Source organism: Paenibacillus sp. Marseille-Q4541, assembly GCF_018310695.1.
In the GTDB taxonomy this organism is placed as follows: Bacteria; Bacillota; Bacilli; order Paenibacillales; family Paenibacillaceae; genus Paenibacillus.
Genome location: NZ_JAGXCY010000003.1, coordinates 294,691 through 314,333, shown reverse-complemented (window position 1 = coordinate 314,333; position 19,643 = coordinate 294,691). Strand labels below are relative to the sequence as shown.

The 19,643-nt window shown below is 41.4% G+C and carries 15 protein-coding genes; 1 reads left to right on the top strand and 14 read right to left on the bottom strand.

All coding sequences use genetic code 11. From position 1 onward, the window contains the following. Positions 1 to 175 precede the first annotated feature (175 nt). Positions 176 to 7,600 carry an endo-alpha-N-acetylgalactosaminidase family protein gene (locus tag KFT32_RS06270; RefSeq protein WP_211746267.1) on the bottom strand — a complete coding sequence of 2,475 codons (7,425 nt, stop codon included), beginning with the start codon at positions 7,598 to 7,600 and terminating at the stop codon, positions 176 to 178. Between the two features lie 570 nt (positions 7,601 to 8,170). Here KFT32_RS06270 and KFT32_RS06265 point away from each other — a divergent pair. Continuing rightward, positions 8,171 to 9,031, top strand: coding sequence for a helix-turn-helix transcriptional regulator (locus KFT32_RS06265; RefSeq protein WP_211746266.1), 861 nt, complete (start codon positions 8,171 to 8,173; stop codon positions 9,029 to 9,031). A gap of 89 nt (positions 9,032 to 9,120) precedes the next feature. Here the strand turns inward: KFT32_RS06265 and KFT32_RS06260 are convergent, their stop codons facing one another. The 13 genes from KFT32_RS06260 to KFT32_RS06205 all read right to left on the bottom strand — a co-directional run bounded on the left by KFT32_RS06260 (position 9,121) and on the right by KFT32_RS06205 (position 19,518). Continuing rightward, positions 9,121 to 10,080: an NAD(P)H-dependent flavin oxidoreductase gene (locus tag KFT32_RS06260; RefSeq protein WP_211746265.1), complete on the bottom strand. Its 960-nt coding sequence runs from the start codon at positions 10,078 to 10,080 to the stop codon at positions 9,121 to 9,123. Positions 10,081 to 10,115: 35 nt separating this feature from the next. Then, positions 10,116 to 10,946, bottom strand: coding sequence for an SDR family NAD(P)-dependent oxidoreductase (locus KFT32_RS06255; protein WP_211746264.1), 831 nt, complete (start codon positions 10,944 to 10,946; stop codon positions 10,116 to 10,118). Next, the gene (locus KFT32_RS06250) at positions 10,943 to 11,287 is read right to left on the bottom strand and encodes a MaoC family dehydratase (protein ID WP_211746263.1); all 345 of its coding nucleotides are present in this window, start codon (positions 11,285 to 11,287) and stop codon (positions 10,943 to 10,945) included. Before KFT32_RS06250 ends, KFT32_RS06255 begins: the two co-directional genes overlap by 4 nt. Beyond that, entirely contained in the window at positions 11,284 to 11,664 is a 381-nt protein-coding gene (locus KFT32_RS06245) for an FAS1-like dehydratase domain-containing protein (protein WP_211746262.1), read from the bottom strand. Before KFT32_RS06245 ends, KFT32_RS06250 begins: the two co-directional genes overlap by 4 nt. After that, positions 11,661 to 12,812, bottom strand: coding sequence for a thiolase family protein (locus KFT32_RS06240; RefSeq protein ID WP_211746261.1), 1,152 nt, complete (start codon positions 12,810 to 12,812; stop codon positions 11,661 to 11,663). The genes KFT32_RS06245 and KFT32_RS06240 overlap by 4 nt, the downstream gene beginning before the upstream one ends. Continuing rightward, on the bottom strand, positions 12,809 to 14,290 hold the full coding sequence (locus tag KFT32_RS06235; RefSeq protein WP_211746260.1) for an AMP-binding protein: 1,482 nt from the start codon (positions 14,288 to 14,290) through the stop codon (positions 12,809 to 12,811). The genes KFT32_RS06240 and KFT32_RS06235 overlap by 4 nt, the downstream gene beginning before the upstream one ends. Positions 14,291 to 14,562: 272 nt before the next feature. Continuing rightward, positions 14,563 to 14,919 carry a hypothetical protein gene (locus KFT32_RS06230; protein WP_211746259.1) on the bottom strand — a complete coding sequence of 119 codons (357 nt, stop codon included), beginning with the start codon at positions 14,917 to 14,919 and terminating at the stop codon, positions 14,563 to 14,565. A gap of 179 nt (positions 14,920 to 15,098) precedes the next feature. Further along, entirely contained in the window at positions 15,099 to 15,806 is a 708-nt protein-coding gene (locus KFT32_RS06225) for a DNA alkylation repair protein (RefSeq protein WP_211746258.1), read from the bottom strand. A gap of 322 nt (positions 15,807 to 16,128) precedes the next feature. Further along, on the bottom strand, positions 16,129 to 16,293 hold the full coding sequence (locus tag KFT32_RS27575; protein WP_349304867.1) for a hypothetical protein: 165 nt from the start codon (positions 16,291 to 16,293) through the stop codon (positions 16,129 to 16,131). Between the two features lie 11 nt (positions 16,294 to 16,304). Beyond that, the gene (locus KFT32_RS06220) at positions 16,305 to 16,664 is read right to left on the bottom strand and encodes an HAD-IIIA family hydrolase (protein WP_349304866.1); all 360 of its coding nucleotides are present in this window, start codon (positions 16,662 to 16,664) and stop codon (positions 16,305 to 16,307) included. Positions 16,665 to 16,755: 91 nt separating this feature from the next. Further along, positions 16,756 to 17,136, bottom strand: a complete 381-nt coding sequence (locus KFT32_RS06215; protein WP_211746257.1) for an aminoglycoside phosphotransferase/kinase family protein — start codon at positions 17,134 to 17,136, stop codon at positions 16,756 to 16,758. A 48-nt stretch (positions 17,137 to 17,184) separates the two neighbouring features. Then, complete coding sequence (locus KFT32_RS06210; RefSeq protein WP_211746256.1) at positions 17,185 to 18,669, bottom strand: amidase family protein; 1,485 nt, start codon at positions 18,667 to 18,669, stop codon at positions 17,185 to 17,187. 186 nt (positions 18,670 to 18,855) lie between these two features. Next, positions 18,856 to 19,518: an MBL fold metallo-hydrolase gene (locus KFT32_RS06205; protein WP_211746255.1), complete on the bottom strand. Its 663-nt coding sequence runs from the start codon at positions 19,516 to 19,518 to the stop codon at positions 18,856 to 18,858. Between the last annotated feature and the right edge of the window lie 125 nt (positions 19,519 to 19,643).

Sequence of the window (19,643 nt, the reverse complement as noted above, 5' to 3'; positions counted from 1 at the left end):
CCTTTAACATTCTGAGTAAATATCTTATATTGCATATTTTTATATAAAATAGATTTCCACCAATGAGCAAAATTTTACCATAATCTTCAACAGCTAACCATTCTCATGTAATTTTAAAACCATAAAAAACGAGCCAAGGATTTGCATCCAAGGCTCGTTTTCCAAATAGTATGGCCTATTCGAGATACGTTAACAATCTGCTGAACAAGACGGCTGCCTCAGCCCGGGTCAGATTACTTTTCGGACTCAGTTTATGATCAGGTGTTCCTTGTATTAAACCTAACTCAATGCAAATTGCTAAAGCCTGTTTTGACCAACTTCCTGCTTGGTCTGCATCTTTATAATTCGATAATACCGTTTCGGTAGTATCCGATACTACAGGCAATTTCCCTTTCCATTCAAGCGCCCTTACCATAATAACTGCCATCTCTTCACGGCTTAAAGGTTTCGTAGGTTCAAACAGTTGATTAGCGTACCCTTTAAACAAACCTGCATCCGCCACAGCACTGACATCATCTTTGTACCACTTATCTTCTGTTACGTCTTTAAATGATGTTGAGCCATTAGCCTTGAGACCAAAAGCACGCGATAGCATCGCTGCGATTTCAGAGCGGTTTATGGTCAGATTAGGAGCAAATTTCTGCTCCGTTAAGCCCTTAATTATACCTTGGCTCGCAAGAGCTTCAATTTCCTTACTCGCCCAGTGACCCACTGTATCCACGAATGACTTAGGCTTGCTGGTACCCGTTTCCGGCTTGGTTTCATTTTCGTTCTCCTTATCAGACCCATTATTTGTTCCTGTGCCTGGATTTGGAATTGTCTCCGGTTTCGTACCTGTACCCTGATCTGTTCCTGTACCTGGATTACCTGGATTTGGATCTGGGTTACCGCTGTCCTTCGCTTTTACTACTACGATCGCAATCGCTTTAATATCAGTTCCATTGACCGATCCTTTCACTTGGAAAGTACCCGCCTTAGCATAACTGGAAGGATCAATCGCATCCCATACAACGGAAGTCTTTTGTGTCGTATGGTCACTGAAAGTGGCGGTTACTTCTGCAGGCAATTTAGGTGCAGATCCAGCTTCCGTCTCCACTTTTACATCCTCAATAGATACAATTGTGTTAACCACCAATACAAGGCCTTCTATTGCTTTTTCAAGTTGTAATCGTGCTTCATCTAACGAAGTAATTGTAGCGCTTGAATCCTTGATGATCTTCTGTGCTTGATCCAAAGCGTCAGCGAGACTAGCCCACGTTTCCGATGTATACTCTTCACTCTTCAATAGAAGGGCATCATCAATCGATTGTTGAAGAAGCTCTTTCGAAATATTCACGTCATTAGCTTTAATATAGAAATTATCTAGAATGAAAGCATAATCAGACGTAGGGTTACCGGAACCCTTGGACACCATTTTAAAAATCACTTGGTAATCATCTTGATCACCTGTTGTGAAATTTTTCTGATAGCGAGTATAACCACCATCTTCACCTGCTTTATTACCTGAATTAGGTGTAGGCGTGAGATTTTCCTGGAGCACGATTTCACCTGTGGAGCGTGATTGAACAGAAACCTGATAACCAGCAAACTTTTCTAATGTGTAAATAAAACCCAAATCATATTCTGTGTTTGGCTGCAATTTCACACTAGATTCATTCGATTTTATTAATTTACCAATATCAGTTTCATTCAATTTCAACGAATTCTCTCCATCCAGAACCCAGGTCATCACTGGACCCATTTTACCATCGGATGCTCCCACAATTGGATTATTATCATTCGGATTACTTTGGTCCGTCGTAATATGAATTTGTCTAGACCCGCCTCCATACTCAAACGGTCCCCAACCTTCATACACATTTTCAAAATCCTCATAGACAACATAACCCTTATTCGTAGGATCTTTCTCAGTGGATGTATGCTTCCAAATACGAACATCATCAAATTGTACCGTTCCCGTTCCCGCATCAGCTACAAGCTTAACGGTTGCGGTTGTGACTCCGGCAGGAACTTTGAACTCAACATTCATTCTTTGCCACTTGGTTCCTGTAAACTTGAAGGACGATTGATGGGTGCCATCTATCCCTGTCACATTGCTGGAATAAGTTTTACCGTTCATCGTAACTTCAAGTGAGGATTTTCTCCCTTTCTCAGTCAAAGTCCACACACCGACGGTATAATCCTGACCTGGCGTAAGTCCGCTAATTTCCTGAGATATGACTCCCGCTTTGCTTCCAACCTCAACATATTTGTTCCAATTGGATTTGCTTTGTTCATTGGTGATATCGTACTCGGTATCCCCTTGCACCGTTTTAATTGCAATGTTAGCTGAATCATCAACGGTCCATGAACCCGGAACATTAAACTGTTCTGAATTAAAGGCAAAATCCTTGATCAGGCTGCCCTCTCCCCAATTTCCAGCGCTCGGTACCAATGTCAAGGCATCAGCTGATGCCGGATACAGGACGTAAGCTGTATTTTTCTTCGCCTTATTAATCGTAACCGAACCATCCTTAGCAACAATGGTATCGACTAATACTTTACCCTGCTGGGTCAACTCATACATATGAAATTGCTGTACATCTTTAAATTCATCCGTCAATTGCCACGTTGATGCGTTACCCGTTGTGTTCCAGTGATACAGCTTCGCTCCTTCATTAATGCCCAATGACTGATTTGTCTTTACATCCCACACCCATGGAATTAATGAGTTTGCCTCACTTGTGTGACGCTCTGATTCATCTGTAGTTGTTCCTGTATCTCTCCAAGAAGAAATCAGTTTGCCATTCTTCGATAGTTCAATCATGCCGGTTGCTTTATTCCGTTTCGAAATCACATCATTATCAAATTTTACTTGATCTTCTTCATATTTCAGCACACCGAAATGTTGCATAAACTTTGTCGGTAATACTTCATTGAAGAATACGGTTACCCCTTGCTGAACATCCGGTTTGGAATCTCCCCAAGTAGTTACTCCAGGTATTTTTTGTCCTTTAAATAAGGCATTTCCAACGAAAATGTCCAAATTGTTTTTTACCATTCTAGAAAGAATACTTTGATTTCCTTTATTCGGATATCCTAAATCAGGACCCCAGTGAACAAAGTCCACACCTGGCTCTAACGGACCTGCAAATTCTGTCCCTACTTTTATTCCTAGGTCATTGGCGTATTGCAACAGTTTATAAGCGTTGTAATCATTGCCGGTATAAACGTCGACATAGTAGAAATCCAATGTAGGATCATTTGGTTTCGTAGGATCTTTCGTCAGATTATAAAGATTAGTGAACCTAGACTTCAGATCACCGCTCAGAACATCTTTTGTCTGATCTACATAGTAAGCCGTGTCGATCCAATCCCATCCTTTGGAAAGTTTATCCGACTTCGGTCCATTTGCTGTAGCACCATTCAAGTTGGAATAATTCAGCTCGTTGGCATCCAGATGGTACTCTGTTGCATTGAGATGCACGCCGACACTCAGGTTATACTTATCTCCCTCGTCAATCAAATAATTGAAATCTGTAAGTCCGCCCTGCCTTACACCGATATTAGAGTAGGAAGGAATATCATCATCATGACCTTCCGCCTGATAGCCCTTATGAAGGACCATTTGTCCAAAACCATCGGTATAATTGTACAGAACCTTTCCTGTATCCAAAGAATTCAAAAACGGGTCATTTGCTTGGCTCGCAAAGTTGAAAGCAATGTACATCATATTATTCTTCATATCCTGCGCACCAAACGGCTCTGAGAAAATTTCCGTCCGGTAAGCGACAGCTGCGTCTTGCCAATCCGTTTTCCCATCGCTATTGCGATCTTCGGTCACGACCACTTCATACCAAGGCAACGCTTCGGTCTCACTACTCTGAATATGACGATAAGTCCAAGCGCCCGGTTTCACTGTCACTTTATTGACTAGTGGTTTCTTCTCCGTGGTGACAATCACTTTATTACCACCGCTCATTACGTTGTCCTCTACGGAAGCACCTAAGCCATTCCCACTTACCATGGCCATCGTAGCTCCTATCGTGCTGCTTTGTTTCATTAGGGACATATCATCCACTAGTTCTTCCGTAAGTCCATGCCACGCTCCACTAGATTTGTTCCATGCATAAGTTGCATCTTGCATCGAACTGTTCACGTGAATCAGTGAATTGTTCATTTGGATTGAACGGACTACGAAATCTGAATTTTCTGTAATTGAATCCACTTCGAATCGAACCACATGGTTCGCCTTCGCCTCAATATGTCCTTCGATAACAACGCCGATCTCATTAATCGTCATTGTATACTGGTATTTGCTATCGTTCACTTTTGTAGATACGGTTTGCGGCACATAATCCATATTGTTAATCTTTAAGCTATTCATTTGTTCTACATCTGCTTGCAATGTGTGATCATTAACTTGATATTCTACAATACCTGGGAAATCTTTATATACTGTAACCTTTAATCCATCTTTCTCAATCGTATCTGTCTCTTGCGCAAGCTTAAGCTTAGGCAGTGACTCCAATTCAACCATTTTCAAATGACTCACCGTCATCTTCTTCGTCCCATACCAAGAACGAAGTCCAAACCAGCCCGGCTGCGTGGTCATTTCCTCTTCCGTTACCGATCCCATATCCGTAGTTACGCCTTCAGTATCGGTAATTTTTAAACTAACCGTAGTTCCCACCATACGAATCTCAATATTATAGAACGTGTCTGCTTTCATCTCATATGTGTTCGGGAAGGAAACCTCATTCCCATTAGCAGTTAACTTCCACTTACCATTAATATCGTGAACAACCGACACATAACGATCCGCAGCAGAACCTCTTAATAGAAAACCATATCTGCCACCATCTGAACCTGCAGACACATTGGTTTTATAATCAAAGGTAACCAGCTGATCAACGAATTTAGGACTGTCCTTATCTACAGCAAGTGAAACACCTGGCATGTTCAATTCGATAAGATCCTCTTCGTTTTTAAGTACCACTGGTTTACTGCTATCCAGCGGACCCCAGTTTTGCTCCGTATAATTCGGTTCATACACTCGAATCTCTTCCGCGGTAATCGCGTCTATCTTAACCTCGATTTCATGATCTGTAGAATTATATATGCCGAATTCTCCTGGCGAGAATCCATCAACAGTTCCACTGCCAACCATAATTCCATTCACATATAGACTCAGTTGCTGTTCAATCATCGTCACACGAAGCGTGTAATCTTTGCCTGGTTCGATTTCGCTCGCGTTGCCAATATCTACCGTAGCATTACTGCCATCAAGCTGATATGCCCACTTGCCCGGACTTTCCTCATAAATAGTGACATTTCCTAGTCTCACACCTGCTACTCCGTCTGCCTGCATTTTCACCTGGTAGATCCCATTTTGGACTGGAGTTACATCTTTATTTATAGCTGTGCTTCCCGCTTCTACCACACCTTGCAAATATCCACCAGAAATCAGCTGTGAACCTACCAACCCTTCCCAGTTAAGATTAGGATCAGCTTCATAGTATTCTTCATAGATCAATTTGTCAGCATGTGTGGAGGAGGTATCCATATCGAGGAATTCTTCAGTAAAGAGAATATTATCGATATAAATGTAATTTTGAGCAATCACGCCAAAACGTCCTTCTCCGAATTGCTCTCCTACTGGTAAGCTTGCATGTAATTCAGTACCATTAATGCTTAAGGTTACGGATGAATCTGAATACTGAAGACCCACTCTATTCCAAACATTAGGCACAGGACTAAAATCGGAACTCTCCGATGCTACAAAATCAGTGCTGAACTCACCCTTTTTCAAAACCCATTTCGCACCTTCATATTTAACAGTAGCGCCTTCGCCTATAACCCATCCAACTTGATTGGTTGTAGGTTTAAAATCCACCAAATAAGTTGCACTTTGAAGAGGCTCAGCATCCAAATTCAACGTCTGTTCACCTAAATTTGAAAGTTTTAATATCCGGTTGTTGCCCTCTGTAATAATGGAAGGTGTGCCATCACTCCAGTTACCTGTAATACCATCTTGAAAATCATTTCTATATTCCGTAATTTGTTTCGGTTGAATGATCTCGCTAGTATACTGCACATTATCAATCTGCAATTCTACAGTACTTCTAATGCGAAGACCGAAACGTCCTGCTGCTTCTGTAAATTGTGCAAAAGTAATATCGCCAATTTGCTTTTTATTCATATAAACGGTGATTGTTTTTCCGTTAAAATTAAACATCAAATTGTTCCATCTGCCTTGAATTGGATAAGGAATATCGAGCTTACTTCCCCACCCCGCATTAGACTCTGGGATCCAGCTACTTGGATCAACACCGATCTCATTAAAAATACTCGCCGAATCATTCATTCTAAAACCAAAAGCAAACCCTTGCCCATTCCCCAGCTTATCTGGATTAATCAGCTTAAAATCTAAAGAAAGCGTACCTTGTTGAATCTCTGGAGAATCTAAATCCACGCCTCGTTCACTTGTTCCTTTTTTTAAGGAGAGAACCTTATTGCCCGTAAGATCAGTAACGACCTTGGCATTTAACCCTGACCAACGAGGTACATAACTTGAATCTTCATAATCTTGGACATAATTAATATTAGTCGGAGGTTTTACCTTAGTCCCAACACCTTCAATACGTAAATTTTTGATGGTGACTTTTCCTGTTGCATAACGCTTAAATAATCCAATCTGACCTATTCCAATCGACTGACTCATTAAATCTGTATCCTTATTGTAATAAGCCTTGCCGTCTACAACGACCAGAAGCTTTGTTCCGTTAAACCCGATCTGAATATGGTAATCCGTATCCAATTCGAGTTTGGGACCTTCGAATACTTCATATTTACTTGAACCATCTGGACTCTGAATAACCCAGGTAGTTCCAGAATCATAGCGGATCGCCATACCTTGGTTTTTATCATTAGATCCTAGAACAAAACCTATATTGCTTTGATGTGAGCTTGTATATCGCATCGTTGTATCAATGATTCCTGCAGAAAGCCAAGGAGCTTTATCCCACGTAGCGACAGCTCGATTACTCTCCAAATTGTTGATCGAAATTGTCAATCCATTATTTACAGAAGCAGTTCCACTTCCGTGGATGAAAGTTATCGCTTCCGGTTCCATAGACTGATAATTATTCGTATACGATACGACTTCTTGGCCGCTTGGAATGTTGTTCTTTATCTCATCTAGAAAGCGATCCATGTCTACGTCTTCTATTGTATCCCCGCTTTGAATAACCGTAATTACTGCCTTAGCTTTAATATCCGTGCCTTCTGCACTTCCTTCTAAATTAAAGGTCCCTTCCTGCGCATAGTCAGAAGGGTTGACCGGTTCCCAGCTCACCGCGACTTCTGTCGTAGTACTGTCACTGTAGACGGCTTGTACTACCGAAGGGAGTTCTGGTTGCTCACCAACGTAGGTATTAACCTCGATTTGAGGAATACTTTTGATCGTTTTTTCTATTGCTGCAGTCGGCAAATCACTATCTTCTGCTTCTGCAGCATAAGAAGTACTTACAGGAAGTACTACCATCTGACTTGAAGCAACCAACAAAACCATCATCCAAATAAACAATTTGGATATCATTTTATTACTTGTTTTCTGCACCAAATTAATCCTCCTCATTAGGTTAATTCCAAATTACCTTACATAATAAGTAAGCGTTTGCAATTATTTTGTCATAAAAAGACAGCGGCTCCATTTCAATATCATGCTACCTGAACCTACGTTAGCAGCATGAACTGCAGTTTCAGAGTCTAAGTGTCAGATAAGTCTCACCTACGAGCGATTGCGTTTGAGTTTCAGGGTTTAAACTCCTTTCCGAGTAATCTTGAACCTCTAGTTAACATTTAGGTTGACTTCCACAAGAGTGTGGTCTGCCTTAGTGGTGAAACTCCAAGCATAATAGAGTAATCTCGCTTTTCCTTTTTACAACATATTACATTTTTGATTTTATCAAATTTGTTCTTTCATTAGCTTTCAATAAGTAACCAAAAAAGGAAAAAGTGTTTGAAATAAGGAACTAAATAAAGGAATAGATTCGTGATTTCAAAAAGAAACGGCTACTCAGCTATTTTTTCATCTGAATTCTTGGCAGGGGAAATGATTCTCCCTTAGCAAAATAAGAAACAATGAGAAATCATGATCAGCTGTAGAATACTATCGGGGGTGTTTGCTGTGAAAGGGGCAGTTGAATTCTTATATCATGAGCTAGAACAAAACATGATCTATAATGCGTTTCAGCGCACGCTGAAACCAGGATATTTTTTTGGACCTCATTGCCATAAAAATATCGAGATCTGTTTAATGAAAGAAGGAGAATGCGACATCACGGTTAACGGTGAAGTCATTACCGTGCATAAGGGTGAGCTAATGGTTATCTTCTCTCATATGATTCACTCTTTTCATGTAAAGTCGGATCAAACAGCCGTTTTTTTACAAATCCACTTTAGTCCGGAAAGCCTTATCGCTACAGATCCAAAAGTGAATGAAAACATTAAATTCTTGCATTACTTGACAGATGCACATAGTGCTTATACTTTTCATTCATTTACGGATCAGCTTCTTTCCTGTGTTGAGCGAATTTGTGAAGAAATGAATAATGAAGCAGAGATGCATCACGTTTCTCTAGCTAATATTTATATTTACGAATTGTTGTTTCTACTCTCACGTGAGATCGAACAGAGTGCTCGCAAAATGTTTAGTGTAAATAACCCCATCGCTATTCGAGCTATCCATTTCATTAATCAAAATATGGAAAGTAATATTGCACTAGAGGATGTAGCTCAGAACTGTAATATAACAACGAGGTACTTATCGAAAATTTTTAAAAAATATGTAAATATAACGGTGAAAGATTACATATGTATTGCTAAAGTGGATAAAGCCATGAATTATATATGCAATACAGAATTCTCGATTACAGAAATATCGTCCAAACTCGGTTTTTCAAGCGCACAATATTTCTCAACGGTCTTTAAGAAATACAGTGGCGTCACACCAAAAGAATTCAAAACACTCCGTACAAAGGATATTTAGGTTATTGATTATAAAATAAGGAGCTCTCCCAAAAGTAGGTTTTCTACTTCTAGGGAAGCTCCTTTTTTGCGTTCCAATTCGAATATCTATCAAGTCCTCCATTTTTCCCGAATCCTCTCTGCATCCTTAATCATTCTGTCTATCAACTCGGAAACGGTGGGAATATCTTGAATCATACCCGTTACTTGACCAGCCCAGCCAAAGCCTTCTTCCTTCTTGTCATCGCAAATCCAGCGTCTATTCGCTTCACCGCTGATATAGTTTTTTAGAGCTTCATACGTTGGGGACACGCGCTCAATTTCAAGAATTTTATCAGCATATTCACTTTTGAGTACTCTGGCTGGAGAATGAATCGAACGTTTGATTACAACAGTATCGCTTTCCGAACTCTCTATTAAAGCCTTTTTATAGGAGGATGAAGCATGGACACATTCCTGTGTAGCAATAAATCGCGTCCCCATTTCAATTCCGTCTGCACCAAGTGCATGGGCAGCCATCCACCCCCGTCCATCCCCGATTCCGCCAGAGGCAACAACAGGAATGGAGACGGAATCGACTACCTGAGGCACAAGCACCATGGTTCCAACATCGTCACGTCCTAAATGTCCTCCGCCCTCCTGTCCTACAACAATAACAGCAGATGCCCCTAGTTGTTCCGCTTTTTGTGCCTGTCTCCTTGAGGAAACTAGCACCAGCGTATGGATATCCGTAGGCTCCAGTATTTCTAAAATTTCGGTAGGGTTTCCGCCTGTAATTGTCACTACAGGTACTCGCTCTTCCATCGCGACCTGCACTCGGTCCATATAGGATGCACCATGCATGCCAATAGCAAAATTCACACCAAATGGCTGATCTGTTAATTGACGTACACGTACAATTTCTTGACGAAGTGCATCTGCATTCGGGAGACTCATCGCTGTAATTTGGCCCAGTCCACCAGCATTCGAAACGGCAGCCGCGAGGTCTGAATAACCTAAATAAGCAAGTCCTCCTTGTATGATTGGATACTTAATATGCAATAATTCGGTGATACGAGTATTCCATTTCATTATCTACACCTCCATAAAATGGACTTGATTTCAAGTTAGCATGAACTTCCCTTTTCCTTCTGCTGATACCAAGTAGTGAAGAATGCTTCGACACTGTCTTCTGAAAAGACAGACTGAGGTTTCTGCCATTTTGATAACTTGGATCCGTTCACACCAAATATTTCTCCTGTTAACTCTGGATCTGGCTGTGCTAATAAAGCATCCACGAAATAGGCAATATCCTCTGCTTCTCCTATTCGCCAGTAGGCAGGGAACGGCTCATTACGCCGTTCATATTTTTCCTTTAGATGATCGATTACCGGCCTAGTCATATCCGTTAAGGCTGCTGGTGAAATGCCATTCACCCGAATCCGACTCTTCTTTAATTCTGCTGCAAGTGTCCACACGATACCGAGTATTCCAGCTTTCGCCGCACTATAATTCACTTGCCCAATCGAACCTGTTAAACCCGCTGTAGAAGTCATCAGAATGATGTCTCCTCCGTCATCTAGCATATGCGGCAGTACTCGCTGAATCGTATAAAAGGCACCATTCAAATGAACATCGATTATGGATTGCCATTCTTCATCGGTCATATGAAGACATTTTTGATCATGTAAATTACCAGCATTATGAATCAGTACATCGATGCGTCCATATTCCGCTATTACAGCATCTATCATAGCAGTAACTAGGTTCGGATCTCCAATATGGGCACAGTAGCCCATCGCAATGCCACCCGCTTCATGAATCTCCTGTACAACTTGGTCGATTAACATTTGATTGGTCCCATTAACAACGACCTCATAACCGCTCTGTGCAAGTTGTACTGCAATACTGCGCCCGATTCCCCTCGTTGATCCTGTGATGATCGCTACTTTTCTCATGGCAGCCTCCCTTTCACAGACAAAGCACCGGTTGCAATCAATTCCCCGTCTTCCCCTGAAATGGTCACTAGAATATCGTCGCCGGTACCTTCAAAATCAAAAATCACTTCCGAATCCACTAAAAGTGGATTTAGAAATTTTAGTTTATACGTTGTGATCCATTGTTCTGGATGCTCAAGTAGATATAGGGATTGGGCCAATCCCATAATATACATACCATGTACGATAGGACGCTTGAATCCTGCACTTGCTGCGGATTCAGCGTCTACATGAATGTCTGCTGTATCTTTAGAAGCAGCAGCATAACGGTGGATTGCTTCATATGTTATGCGTTTCTTCAATGTTTATCACCTACCCGAATCAACACCGTTTCAGCTGTGACAATAGGCTTGCCATTACATGTGCAAGTAAGCTCATGGGTAAACAATGTCAGTGTCCCTTGTCTGCCTGCTTTTCTCTCCACTTTTGTTAGTGCTAACTCACAGTCTAAGACCATTCCTTCAGTAATCGCTGCCTTATATGAAAAATACTGCGAACCGTGAATTAAGGATTCATTTTTATCTATCCATGGGATATGAAATTCTTGCCAGAAAATGATAGGCATTGTAGCGGGGGCCATAAGTATTCCTTGTATGCTCTGCAAGGGAGCTTCAATACTGAGAGCATACTGAGAAATCCATTCCGCTGTAATATAAAGTTGATGATGAATCCTGTTCATATCGCAGCCTCAACGATAGTCGCGATACCCATACCACCACCAATGCCAAGTGTGGCAAGGCCTCTTTTATAAGGATTATGTAGCATTTCAGCACATAGTCGCGTCATTAATATTGCCCCTGATGCACCGTAGGGATGACCAATAGCCAGTGCACCGCCTCCCAAGTTGACCTTTTCCTCTGGAATCTGAAGCTCATTCAGTGAAGCTAATACTTGTGAGGCGAATGCTTCATTAAATTCTACGATATCAAGATCATCCACAGACAGTTGTTGACGTCTCAATATCTTTTGAACAGCGGGGACAGGACCCATACCTAAGTAATTTGGATCGACTCCAGCTGATTGAGCATCCACTATACGCAGGGTCGGCTTTAACTTATACTCCTCACATTTTTCACGGGACATCATTAATACAAGAGCGGCTCCATCATTGATCGGACAAGTATTGCCAGCAGTTACCGTACCATTTTCAAGAAAAATAGGTTTTAGTTTTTGTAGCTTATCGTAGCTTGTACTCGCTCTTGGACATTCGTCAGTTGTTATCCAATCCCCCTCTATTTGTAAGGGTACAATCTCCTGCTGAAATCGGCCCATTTGCTGAGCATGAATTGCTTTTTGATGGCTGTTTAAAGCATAAAGGTCTTGCTCTTCTCTAGATATTGCGTATTTATTCGCGACATTCTCTGCGGCAATGCCCATATCGGGATCGCCATAAGAGCTTGGGGTGAAATGAGCCCGTGTATATAGCTGTGGTACGCCCATTAATGTTTGAGGCTTGGCCATTTTCCATGGCGCACGGCTTGTGCTTTCCACACCACCTGCTAAATAAACCTCACCTGCTCCACTTTGTATTAATCGTGCCGCTATATTGATTGCCTCTAGCCCCGAACCACACTGCCGATCCACCGTAACTCCTGGTACAGAGACAGGCAGCCCTGCTTCAAGCGCTGCAACTCTTGCTATATTACCACCTGGACCTACAACATTGCCTATGATCACATCATCTATAGATTCCTGAGGCAATTTCGTTACAGTTATAGTATGTCGTATAAGTGGCGCTAATAAGTCTTCCGGTTCAAGCCGATTTAGAACGCCACCCATTCTACCAATCGGCGTACGTTTAGCCATGACAATCACAGCTTCTGTCATACTATCACTCTCTTCATGTAATCTTTCATCGCTTGGCGAGCTAATTTTCCACTACTCGTGTAGATAAACTCATCGACCGTGATGAGCTGCTTTGGTGCCTTGTAACTTGCTACATAATGACGGCAATAATTTTTGATTTCATCGATAGATAACCGCTGTTTACCTTTCCATTTCACGAGTGCCGTTACCTGATCTCCCCAATAAGGATCTGGCATTCCGAGTACCATGACTTCCTGAATTTCCGGAAGCCTTAGCAGCACAGACTCAATTTCCTCTGGGAATACATTAAGCCCGCCGGTTACCATCATATTTTTGGATCTTCCAGCTAAATACAAATATCCGTCTTCATCGAGATATACATAATCTCCAAGAATAAGCCAGCCGTCTTGAAAAACTTTTTTCGTTTCTTCGGGCAGATCATAATAGCCTATAAACATCATCTCACTACGTATGAAGAGCTGCCCAGCGACCCCAATGGAAACCTCCTCGGAATTTTCATTCCGAATGGATATCTCCACACCCGAAAAAGGTTTACCTATTGAATTCATTTTAAGCTCGTCACGAACATTCAAATAACTAATGTAACTTGATTCGGAGGAGCCGTAATATTCATAAATTTTAGCACCGCTAAATACTTCCTTACTCTTTTGCTTTGATACCTCTGTCCATTTCCCGCCTGAACTAATGATTGCTTGAATTTGCATGTCCTCAGGGATAGCTTGATGCAGCATGGATTCGATCATGGTAGGCACGACAAATAAAATTGCATTTTGAAACTTCTTGCAGAGATCAAGAACTTCTCTTGCATTAAATTGTTGTACTATGTGAAAGGTCGCGCCACTAGATAAACTCTGCATTAACGCGAATAACGATAAGGAGTGTACGAGTGGACCCGGTGCTATAACGTGCTCCATATTGTCGAATTCAAATGCTTCTCCCGTCGCTTCAAAGCTTTTAATCCAAGACATATGAGTTCGCATATATCCTTTAGGCGTTCCTGTTGTCCCTGAAGTGAAACCAATGAATAATAACTCATTGGTTTCATCCATTTTAGATTCCGGTTTTAATGACTCTACCCATTGGTCATAGGAACCCTCAGCTTCATCATTAAAAGTTAGAAGTTCTGGCTTTCTAGCCTGAAAGATTAGATTCTTAACGAATCTAGTCTCTGTAAAAATCATTTTCGGCTGACACTCTTGTATGATCGCATTTATTTCTTTACTGCTCCATTTCGGATCCATAGGAATAGGTACACATCCTGCATACACAGCCCCTAGAAAAACTTCTACAAATTCAAGGCGATTTGTAGATAAAATAGCTACTTTTTCGTGAATAAGTCCATTTTGTTGTAGTCCCTGGGCGATTTGCATCATCCTCTGTACGAGTTCCGAATAAGTTAGGCTCACTTTACCGTGAGATAAGGCTACTATGTCCGGCTGCTGTCTTGCATGAGTCAGTAATGGTTCTACCAGATTCATCTCTCATCACACCTAATTCCGTTTTTTGATTAGACCATTTGAAAATGTTTACTATGCGTTCCCCTCTTTTGTTTTCACTTTTCGTCCTCCGTTACTGAATTTCAAAGCTAGAATCTACTAGATTCGACATCTATGTATGGATAAATCATATCTTGAACCTTTTTAATTGTAAACCTATAATTTATTTTTTTGGTTAACGAAAAGAAGGTGGAGCAACTGCCTCAGCAATTACTCCACCTTCTTTTCCCATTTTCTTATCTCAAGTTTATAATCTACTTTTCAAAAAATTCTCTAGCATATTCTACAACGCCGTGGACATCTGAAAGGCCACCATCAATAAGCTCAACTGCCATAAAATTATCTTCTGAAACTTCGAATGGTGCTTCTATACCATATTGACTGGCTTTTTTATAACCAAACTTCGGATAGTACTTATCATGACCCACGATTTTATCCTCGTATTCAGCTACAAGAAATAACTCCGAAATATACTTACTCGAATCCCTAAGCCTGTTTACCAAATTATGCTCATCATGGTCTGAATAATCTGCATATTCAAATGCTTTTTGTACGACATAATAGACTTCATTTGCATCTTCTATTTTTTCTTGTCTAATTATAATATTCATGGGTTTAACCCCCTATAATGAACAAACATTTTTTAAAATGTGATACAAAGAAAAAAGTAAGTACAGTCAATAGACTGTACCCACTTTCTATGCAGTGTTAGGAATTAACAACCAAACGCCTCCTTTTAGAATCAGATGTGCATTGACTACTTTAACAAAAGGGATATGTCAAATATATACTAACACCTTACATATTTACGTTTAAAACCAAGTCTCCCTCTTTCAACTTCCTTTAGAATACTTTCAGAAGCAAGCAGGATACTTTTCTTTTTCTTATCTCCCCTGATTTCGACTGGACCTACAGCCTTAGCAATTTCAACCGCTTTTTCATGCATCGGCAAATAAGAAGTGGCTGCTGTATAAATAAAATTATTCATTGCAGATTTCGTACGATCAGGAGAATCGTGAATCGTATTTTTCACCTGTTCAAGCATACTGTCCATCTTACTCGTGTTAAATTCTGCATCCGGACGATTACCCAAAAGCCAGCAATAACAACTCCAACCTGCGGACATTCGAAGTTCTTCACCACTTGCGATCCATTTATCAGCAACCGCTTGAGCAAACTCTGTTTCTGCGAGAGTCACTGCAACCACATAATCGGACAGCATATAAAAATACGCACCATCTATCCAACGCTCAAAATCTGCCTCCGTCATGATCACAGGGTCCGCAATAACACCGGCAAAATACATGGCATCGTAGTTTCCAGTAGCGTATAGTTGCTCTGCTAAAGGTTGGTTTTTCTTGATTTTCTTTGCAAGTGGCTTCATCGCACCTGTTGCCACCCCGAAAAGTGGCTCGTGTGCACCATTGCTTGTGTAAATCTTTTTCGTTCGTTCCTTGCCGAGTGCTTCCAGTTCCTGCATTACCATTTCGAACTCCATCTGTATTGCGCTTCCTCCCTTTATGTATAACTATAACCACGTCATTGTAGCCATATAGCCTATATTCTTTATCAAGCAATGTTTTCACTTGATGTAAAAGATCATAAGTAGCTTAACCTACAAGTGATTTAGTCAAATATATAGTTTCACGTATCTGCATTATAATCATTGAATTTAAAAAGTATAGGTTTATAGAAGGATTCTTGTCAATTATAGCAACAAATATAAGAACGAGTACCAATCAACTCAACACACTATAGGCATTTCAATAAAGGAGTTATGATAAGGATACCTATTTTAAACTTGGTCGATGCTTATCCTTTTACGAGTTACTATTAAGGATCCATTTCACCGCATCATTGATATTTTCAGCTATGTAATCAGGTTCGGCTTTTTTCCAATTATGTCTGTATTTCAACAAGGATGATTCGCCCCATCCCGTTTTTACTAATATTTTTATTGCACCGACTGCATGTGCTGCTAACATATCTGTGTCACCTACATCACCAATATCACAACACATTTAGATAAGTCTAATCCATATTTCGCGGCTGCTTCTAGCAACATACCAGGTTTTGGCTTCTTACAACTGCAGTTATCACCTTCACTATGAGGACATATAAAAGAATCGCCAAATCCGTTTTGCTCAAATTGCAATCTAAATTCCTCTACTGTAGCCTCTTCACGTGATATTCTGTGTTGATTTGTAAAAGCAAACACCTTAAGTCCTGCCTGCTTCAAATTGCTGATTGCTTCTTGAGCACCTTCATATTGTATAAAGTTCCTTGGATGAATAAAATGCCCTGTGCCACCAATGGTGCCATCACGGTCGATAAAAACGGCTTGAATCTCCTTCATCTTATTCCTCCTTAGATCTACTTCTTTTCACCTATTACATCAAATATGATAAAACACCGTTTTCCCCTGTAGGAATGGTTTGCAAAAATGTTCAATAAGACCTGGAATATTGCTCGGACATGATTTCCCCAGTAATCCATTGTAAGACTGAGCAGTGTACTTCTTCATTTTCAATGGTAACGGTTGTTACCATCTCACCATTTCGATTTGAAACAGGGATTTGGGCAGGTAACTCGGAGTGAACCGACCAAGCTAGCAGATATGCTAACTCCGATTGGATTGCCGCCTGTGTATTATGCACACCCTGCATGTTTTTTGTAATGGGTTTATGCATTCGCAACAAATAAGTATCTTCAGATCCTTTTTCTGTTACTTTGTATGTAATATTTTCATTATGACGTATAAATTCCACGATGGGGTCAGTAATAGCATAGTTCCATAAGACTTCCTGAAAACAATTAGAATAATCCAATAACTTCCACTCCCTTCCTGAGAAACTGCCTTGACTTTGATTTCGAGACTAGACCGGATCGGGAGGTGCAAAACGGTATTTGCTCGCTTGTTCATAGGCGTAAGCTAACCGGAAAAGCGTGGGTTCGCTATAGGCAGTTCCAACGAAAGTGATGCCCTGAGGCCCTTTAGTCGTATAGCCGCCTTCGGCAATGATTCCCGTCTCTGCATATCCACCTGGTACAGTAATGACAGGATACCCCGCACGCGCAGACAAATCGAGCCCTTCCTCGTTGCCTAGGAATAGTAAGGCGTCCAGCTGATATACGCGGATTGCATAGTCGATGCCTTGATCACGGGATACCTCACGGTTCAGGCGCAAACTATCGGCGTACTCTGGTTCAGTCAATGTGCCACTCGTCTCATTCGACCAGATCAAAGTATCTTGACCATATTTCAAGGCGACGTCCCGATTCGCTTCATTATAGGCAATGAGTTCATCTAACGTCCGAATGGAAGCGCCTGGTCCAGCTTTAGCGAGATAGTGATTCAACCCTTTTTTGAATTCGAACCGCATCACGTCCCAATCCCACTTTGCATTCTCACATGGAAGTGATACCGGGTCGACGACGATTGCCCCGCGTTCCCTGCACAAGGTAATTGCCCGCTCAATAATCACCATCCGAGCATCACCTAGTTCTTCGTAATAATGTCGCGGAACACCTATTCTTGCTCCTTGCAAACCATTCGCATCCAAGAAAGCCGTATAATCCGTATACGCCTTTCGTCCTTGCTCTTGTGTAGCCTCATCTTCTGGGTCCGCAGCCGTCATGGCACCGAGCAAAATCGCGGCGTCCCTGACTGTTCGCGTCATCGGACCTGCCGAATCTTGGCTATGTGTAATTGGGATAATGCCTGTACGACTGATAAGCCCGATCGTCGGTTTAATGCCGACGAGAGCGTTTTGAGAGGACGGGCTGATGATCGAACCAGAAGTTTCTGTACCTATAGCAGCGGTACACAGATTCGCTGCTACTGCCGCTCCAGAGCCCGAACTCGAACCACCGACGAACAACTCACCGGGACCGTAGGGATTCAGCGTTAGTCCGCCCCTAGAGCTGTACCCCGCCCACATCGAGCTCGACATGAAATTCGCCCATTCCGTCATGTTTGCTTTGCCAAGGAATATTGTTCCCGCTGCTCTTAATTGCGCGGACACCGCCGAATCTGCTGGAGCATGATGTTTTGCAAGTGCAATGGAACCCGCACTCGTATGCATGCGGTCATCTGTATCGATGTTGTCCTTGAGCAAGATCGGAATGCCGTGAAGTGGTCCGCGAGATCCGCGTTCTCGCCGCTCCGCATCTAGCGCTTTTGCGATCGCTATCGCGTCCGGGTTGACTTCCAGCACCGCTTTTAGCTTAGGGTTGAACTGTTCAATTCTATCTAAATACCAGCGAACGCAATCCTCCGAGGATAACGCGCCTGATTCCATCGCCATCTGCAACGATACGATGTCTATCTCGATCAAACTTTCATTTAGCATTCTTTTCATTTCAAAAGGCTCTCCTTTTTCTACCTAATCATATCACCCTGTTGTTCTTGAAGATTGGTACAAAACGGTTATAAAAATGGGATTCTATCAGTTGAAGGATTATTGGATACTATGTTTCCAATTGGGCGGTAAATGATAATCTTTTATATGACTATACTGTATGACTTCTACTTTTTCGTCATTTTATCATTGCTGACTTAGTCTTAATATTTGCTCATTAACATTTACATCACTTATTCCCCCGTGATAACAAACTACGGATGAGATGTCGTATTCTAAAAACTTTTTCAATGAGAGACGCGCTGCATTCATATCCGGTGTGGTCGGGACATGAATCCCCCCAAGATTCCCGTTCACACTGTACATCGAATCTCCGGCAATGAGAGTCTTACTTTGCTTTAAATACAGACTAATATGTCCAGGAGTATGCCCGGGGGTATGGATGATCTGAATCCTACCACCAAACGGCAGTTCCTGACCATCTGTTAATGTATGATCCACTTTGCCCCTCGTGGGATTCTCAAGGTGAGCATCTTTTATAAGAGAAATCTCCCCCTGAATGTACGGCTTATCCAGTTCGTGCGCATATACTTTAATATTATTGCCACACTCCTGCAAAATCTCAGGAAGAGTGCCAATATGATCTACATCCTGATGCGTTAAAATCACAACTTTTAACCTGTCGAGCGACACGCCTACCTTTTCCATCGCCATCCGTAAATCTTCAAATTGCCCAGGAAATCCTGTATCTATTAAAACAGCAATTTCTCCATCCCACAAAAGAATCGGGTGAATGATACTCCCATGAAAATCTAGATGGAGCATTTCTACTCCTTTTGAAATTTCCATATCATTTGTCCTCCGTAAAATGAAATTTATAATGATTTGTCTTCTTTTTGTAAACGAATTAGTACCGTCAAAAGATACGAAGGTTTCAATGCAAAAATTAAATTTATGTAAATGAACTACAACCG

What these genes read in the sequence shown, in the direction of transcription:
- KFT32_RS06220 (WP_349304866.1), bottom strand. Translation starts at nt 16,664, where the DNA reads ATGAAGGAGATTCAAGCCGTTTTTATCGACCGTGATGGCACCATTGGT.
- KFT32_RS06260 (WP_211746265.1), bottom strand. Translation starts at nt 10,080, where the DNA reads ATGAAATGGAATACTCGTATCACCGAATTATTGCATATTAAGTATCCA.
- KFT32_RS06240 (WP_211746261.1), bottom strand. Translation starts at nt 12,812, where the DNA reads ATGACAGAAGCTGTGATTGTCATGGCTAAACGTACGCCGATTGGTAGA.
- KFT32_RS06205 (WP_211746255.1), bottom strand. Translation starts at nt 19,518, where the DNA reads ATGGAAATTTCAAAAGGAGTAGAAATGCTCCATCTAGATTTTCATGGG.
- KFT32_RS06235 (WP_211746260.1), bottom strand. Translation starts at nt 14,290, where the DNA reads ATGAATCTGGTAGAACCATTACTGACTCATGCAAGACAGCAGCCGGAC.
- KFT32_RS06225 (WP_211746258.1), bottom strand. Translation starts at nt 15,806, where the DNA reads ATGGAGTTCGAAATGGTAATGCAGGAACTGGAAGCACTCGGCAAGGAA.
- KFT32_RS06245 (WP_211746262.1), bottom strand. Translation starts at nt 11,664, where the DNA reads ATGAACAGGATTCATCATCAACTTTATATTACAGCGGAATGGATTTCT.
- KFT32_RS06230 (WP_211746259.1), bottom strand. Translation starts at nt 14,919, where the DNA reads ATGAATATTATAATTAGACAAGAAAAAATAGAAGATGCAAATGAAGTC.
- KFT32_RS06255 (WP_211746264.1), bottom strand. Translation starts at nt 10,946, where the DNA reads ATGAGAAAAGTAGCGATCATCACAGGATCAACGAGGGGAATCGGGCGC.
- KFT32_RS27575 (WP_349304867.1), bottom strand. Translation starts at nt 16,293, where the DNA reads ATGTTAGCAGCACATGCAGTCGGTGCAATAAAAATATTAGTAAAAACG.
- KFT32_RS06210 (WP_211746256.1), bottom strand. Translation starts at nt 18,669, where the DNA reads ATGAAAAGAATGCTAAATGAAAGTTTGATCGAGATAGACATCGTATCG.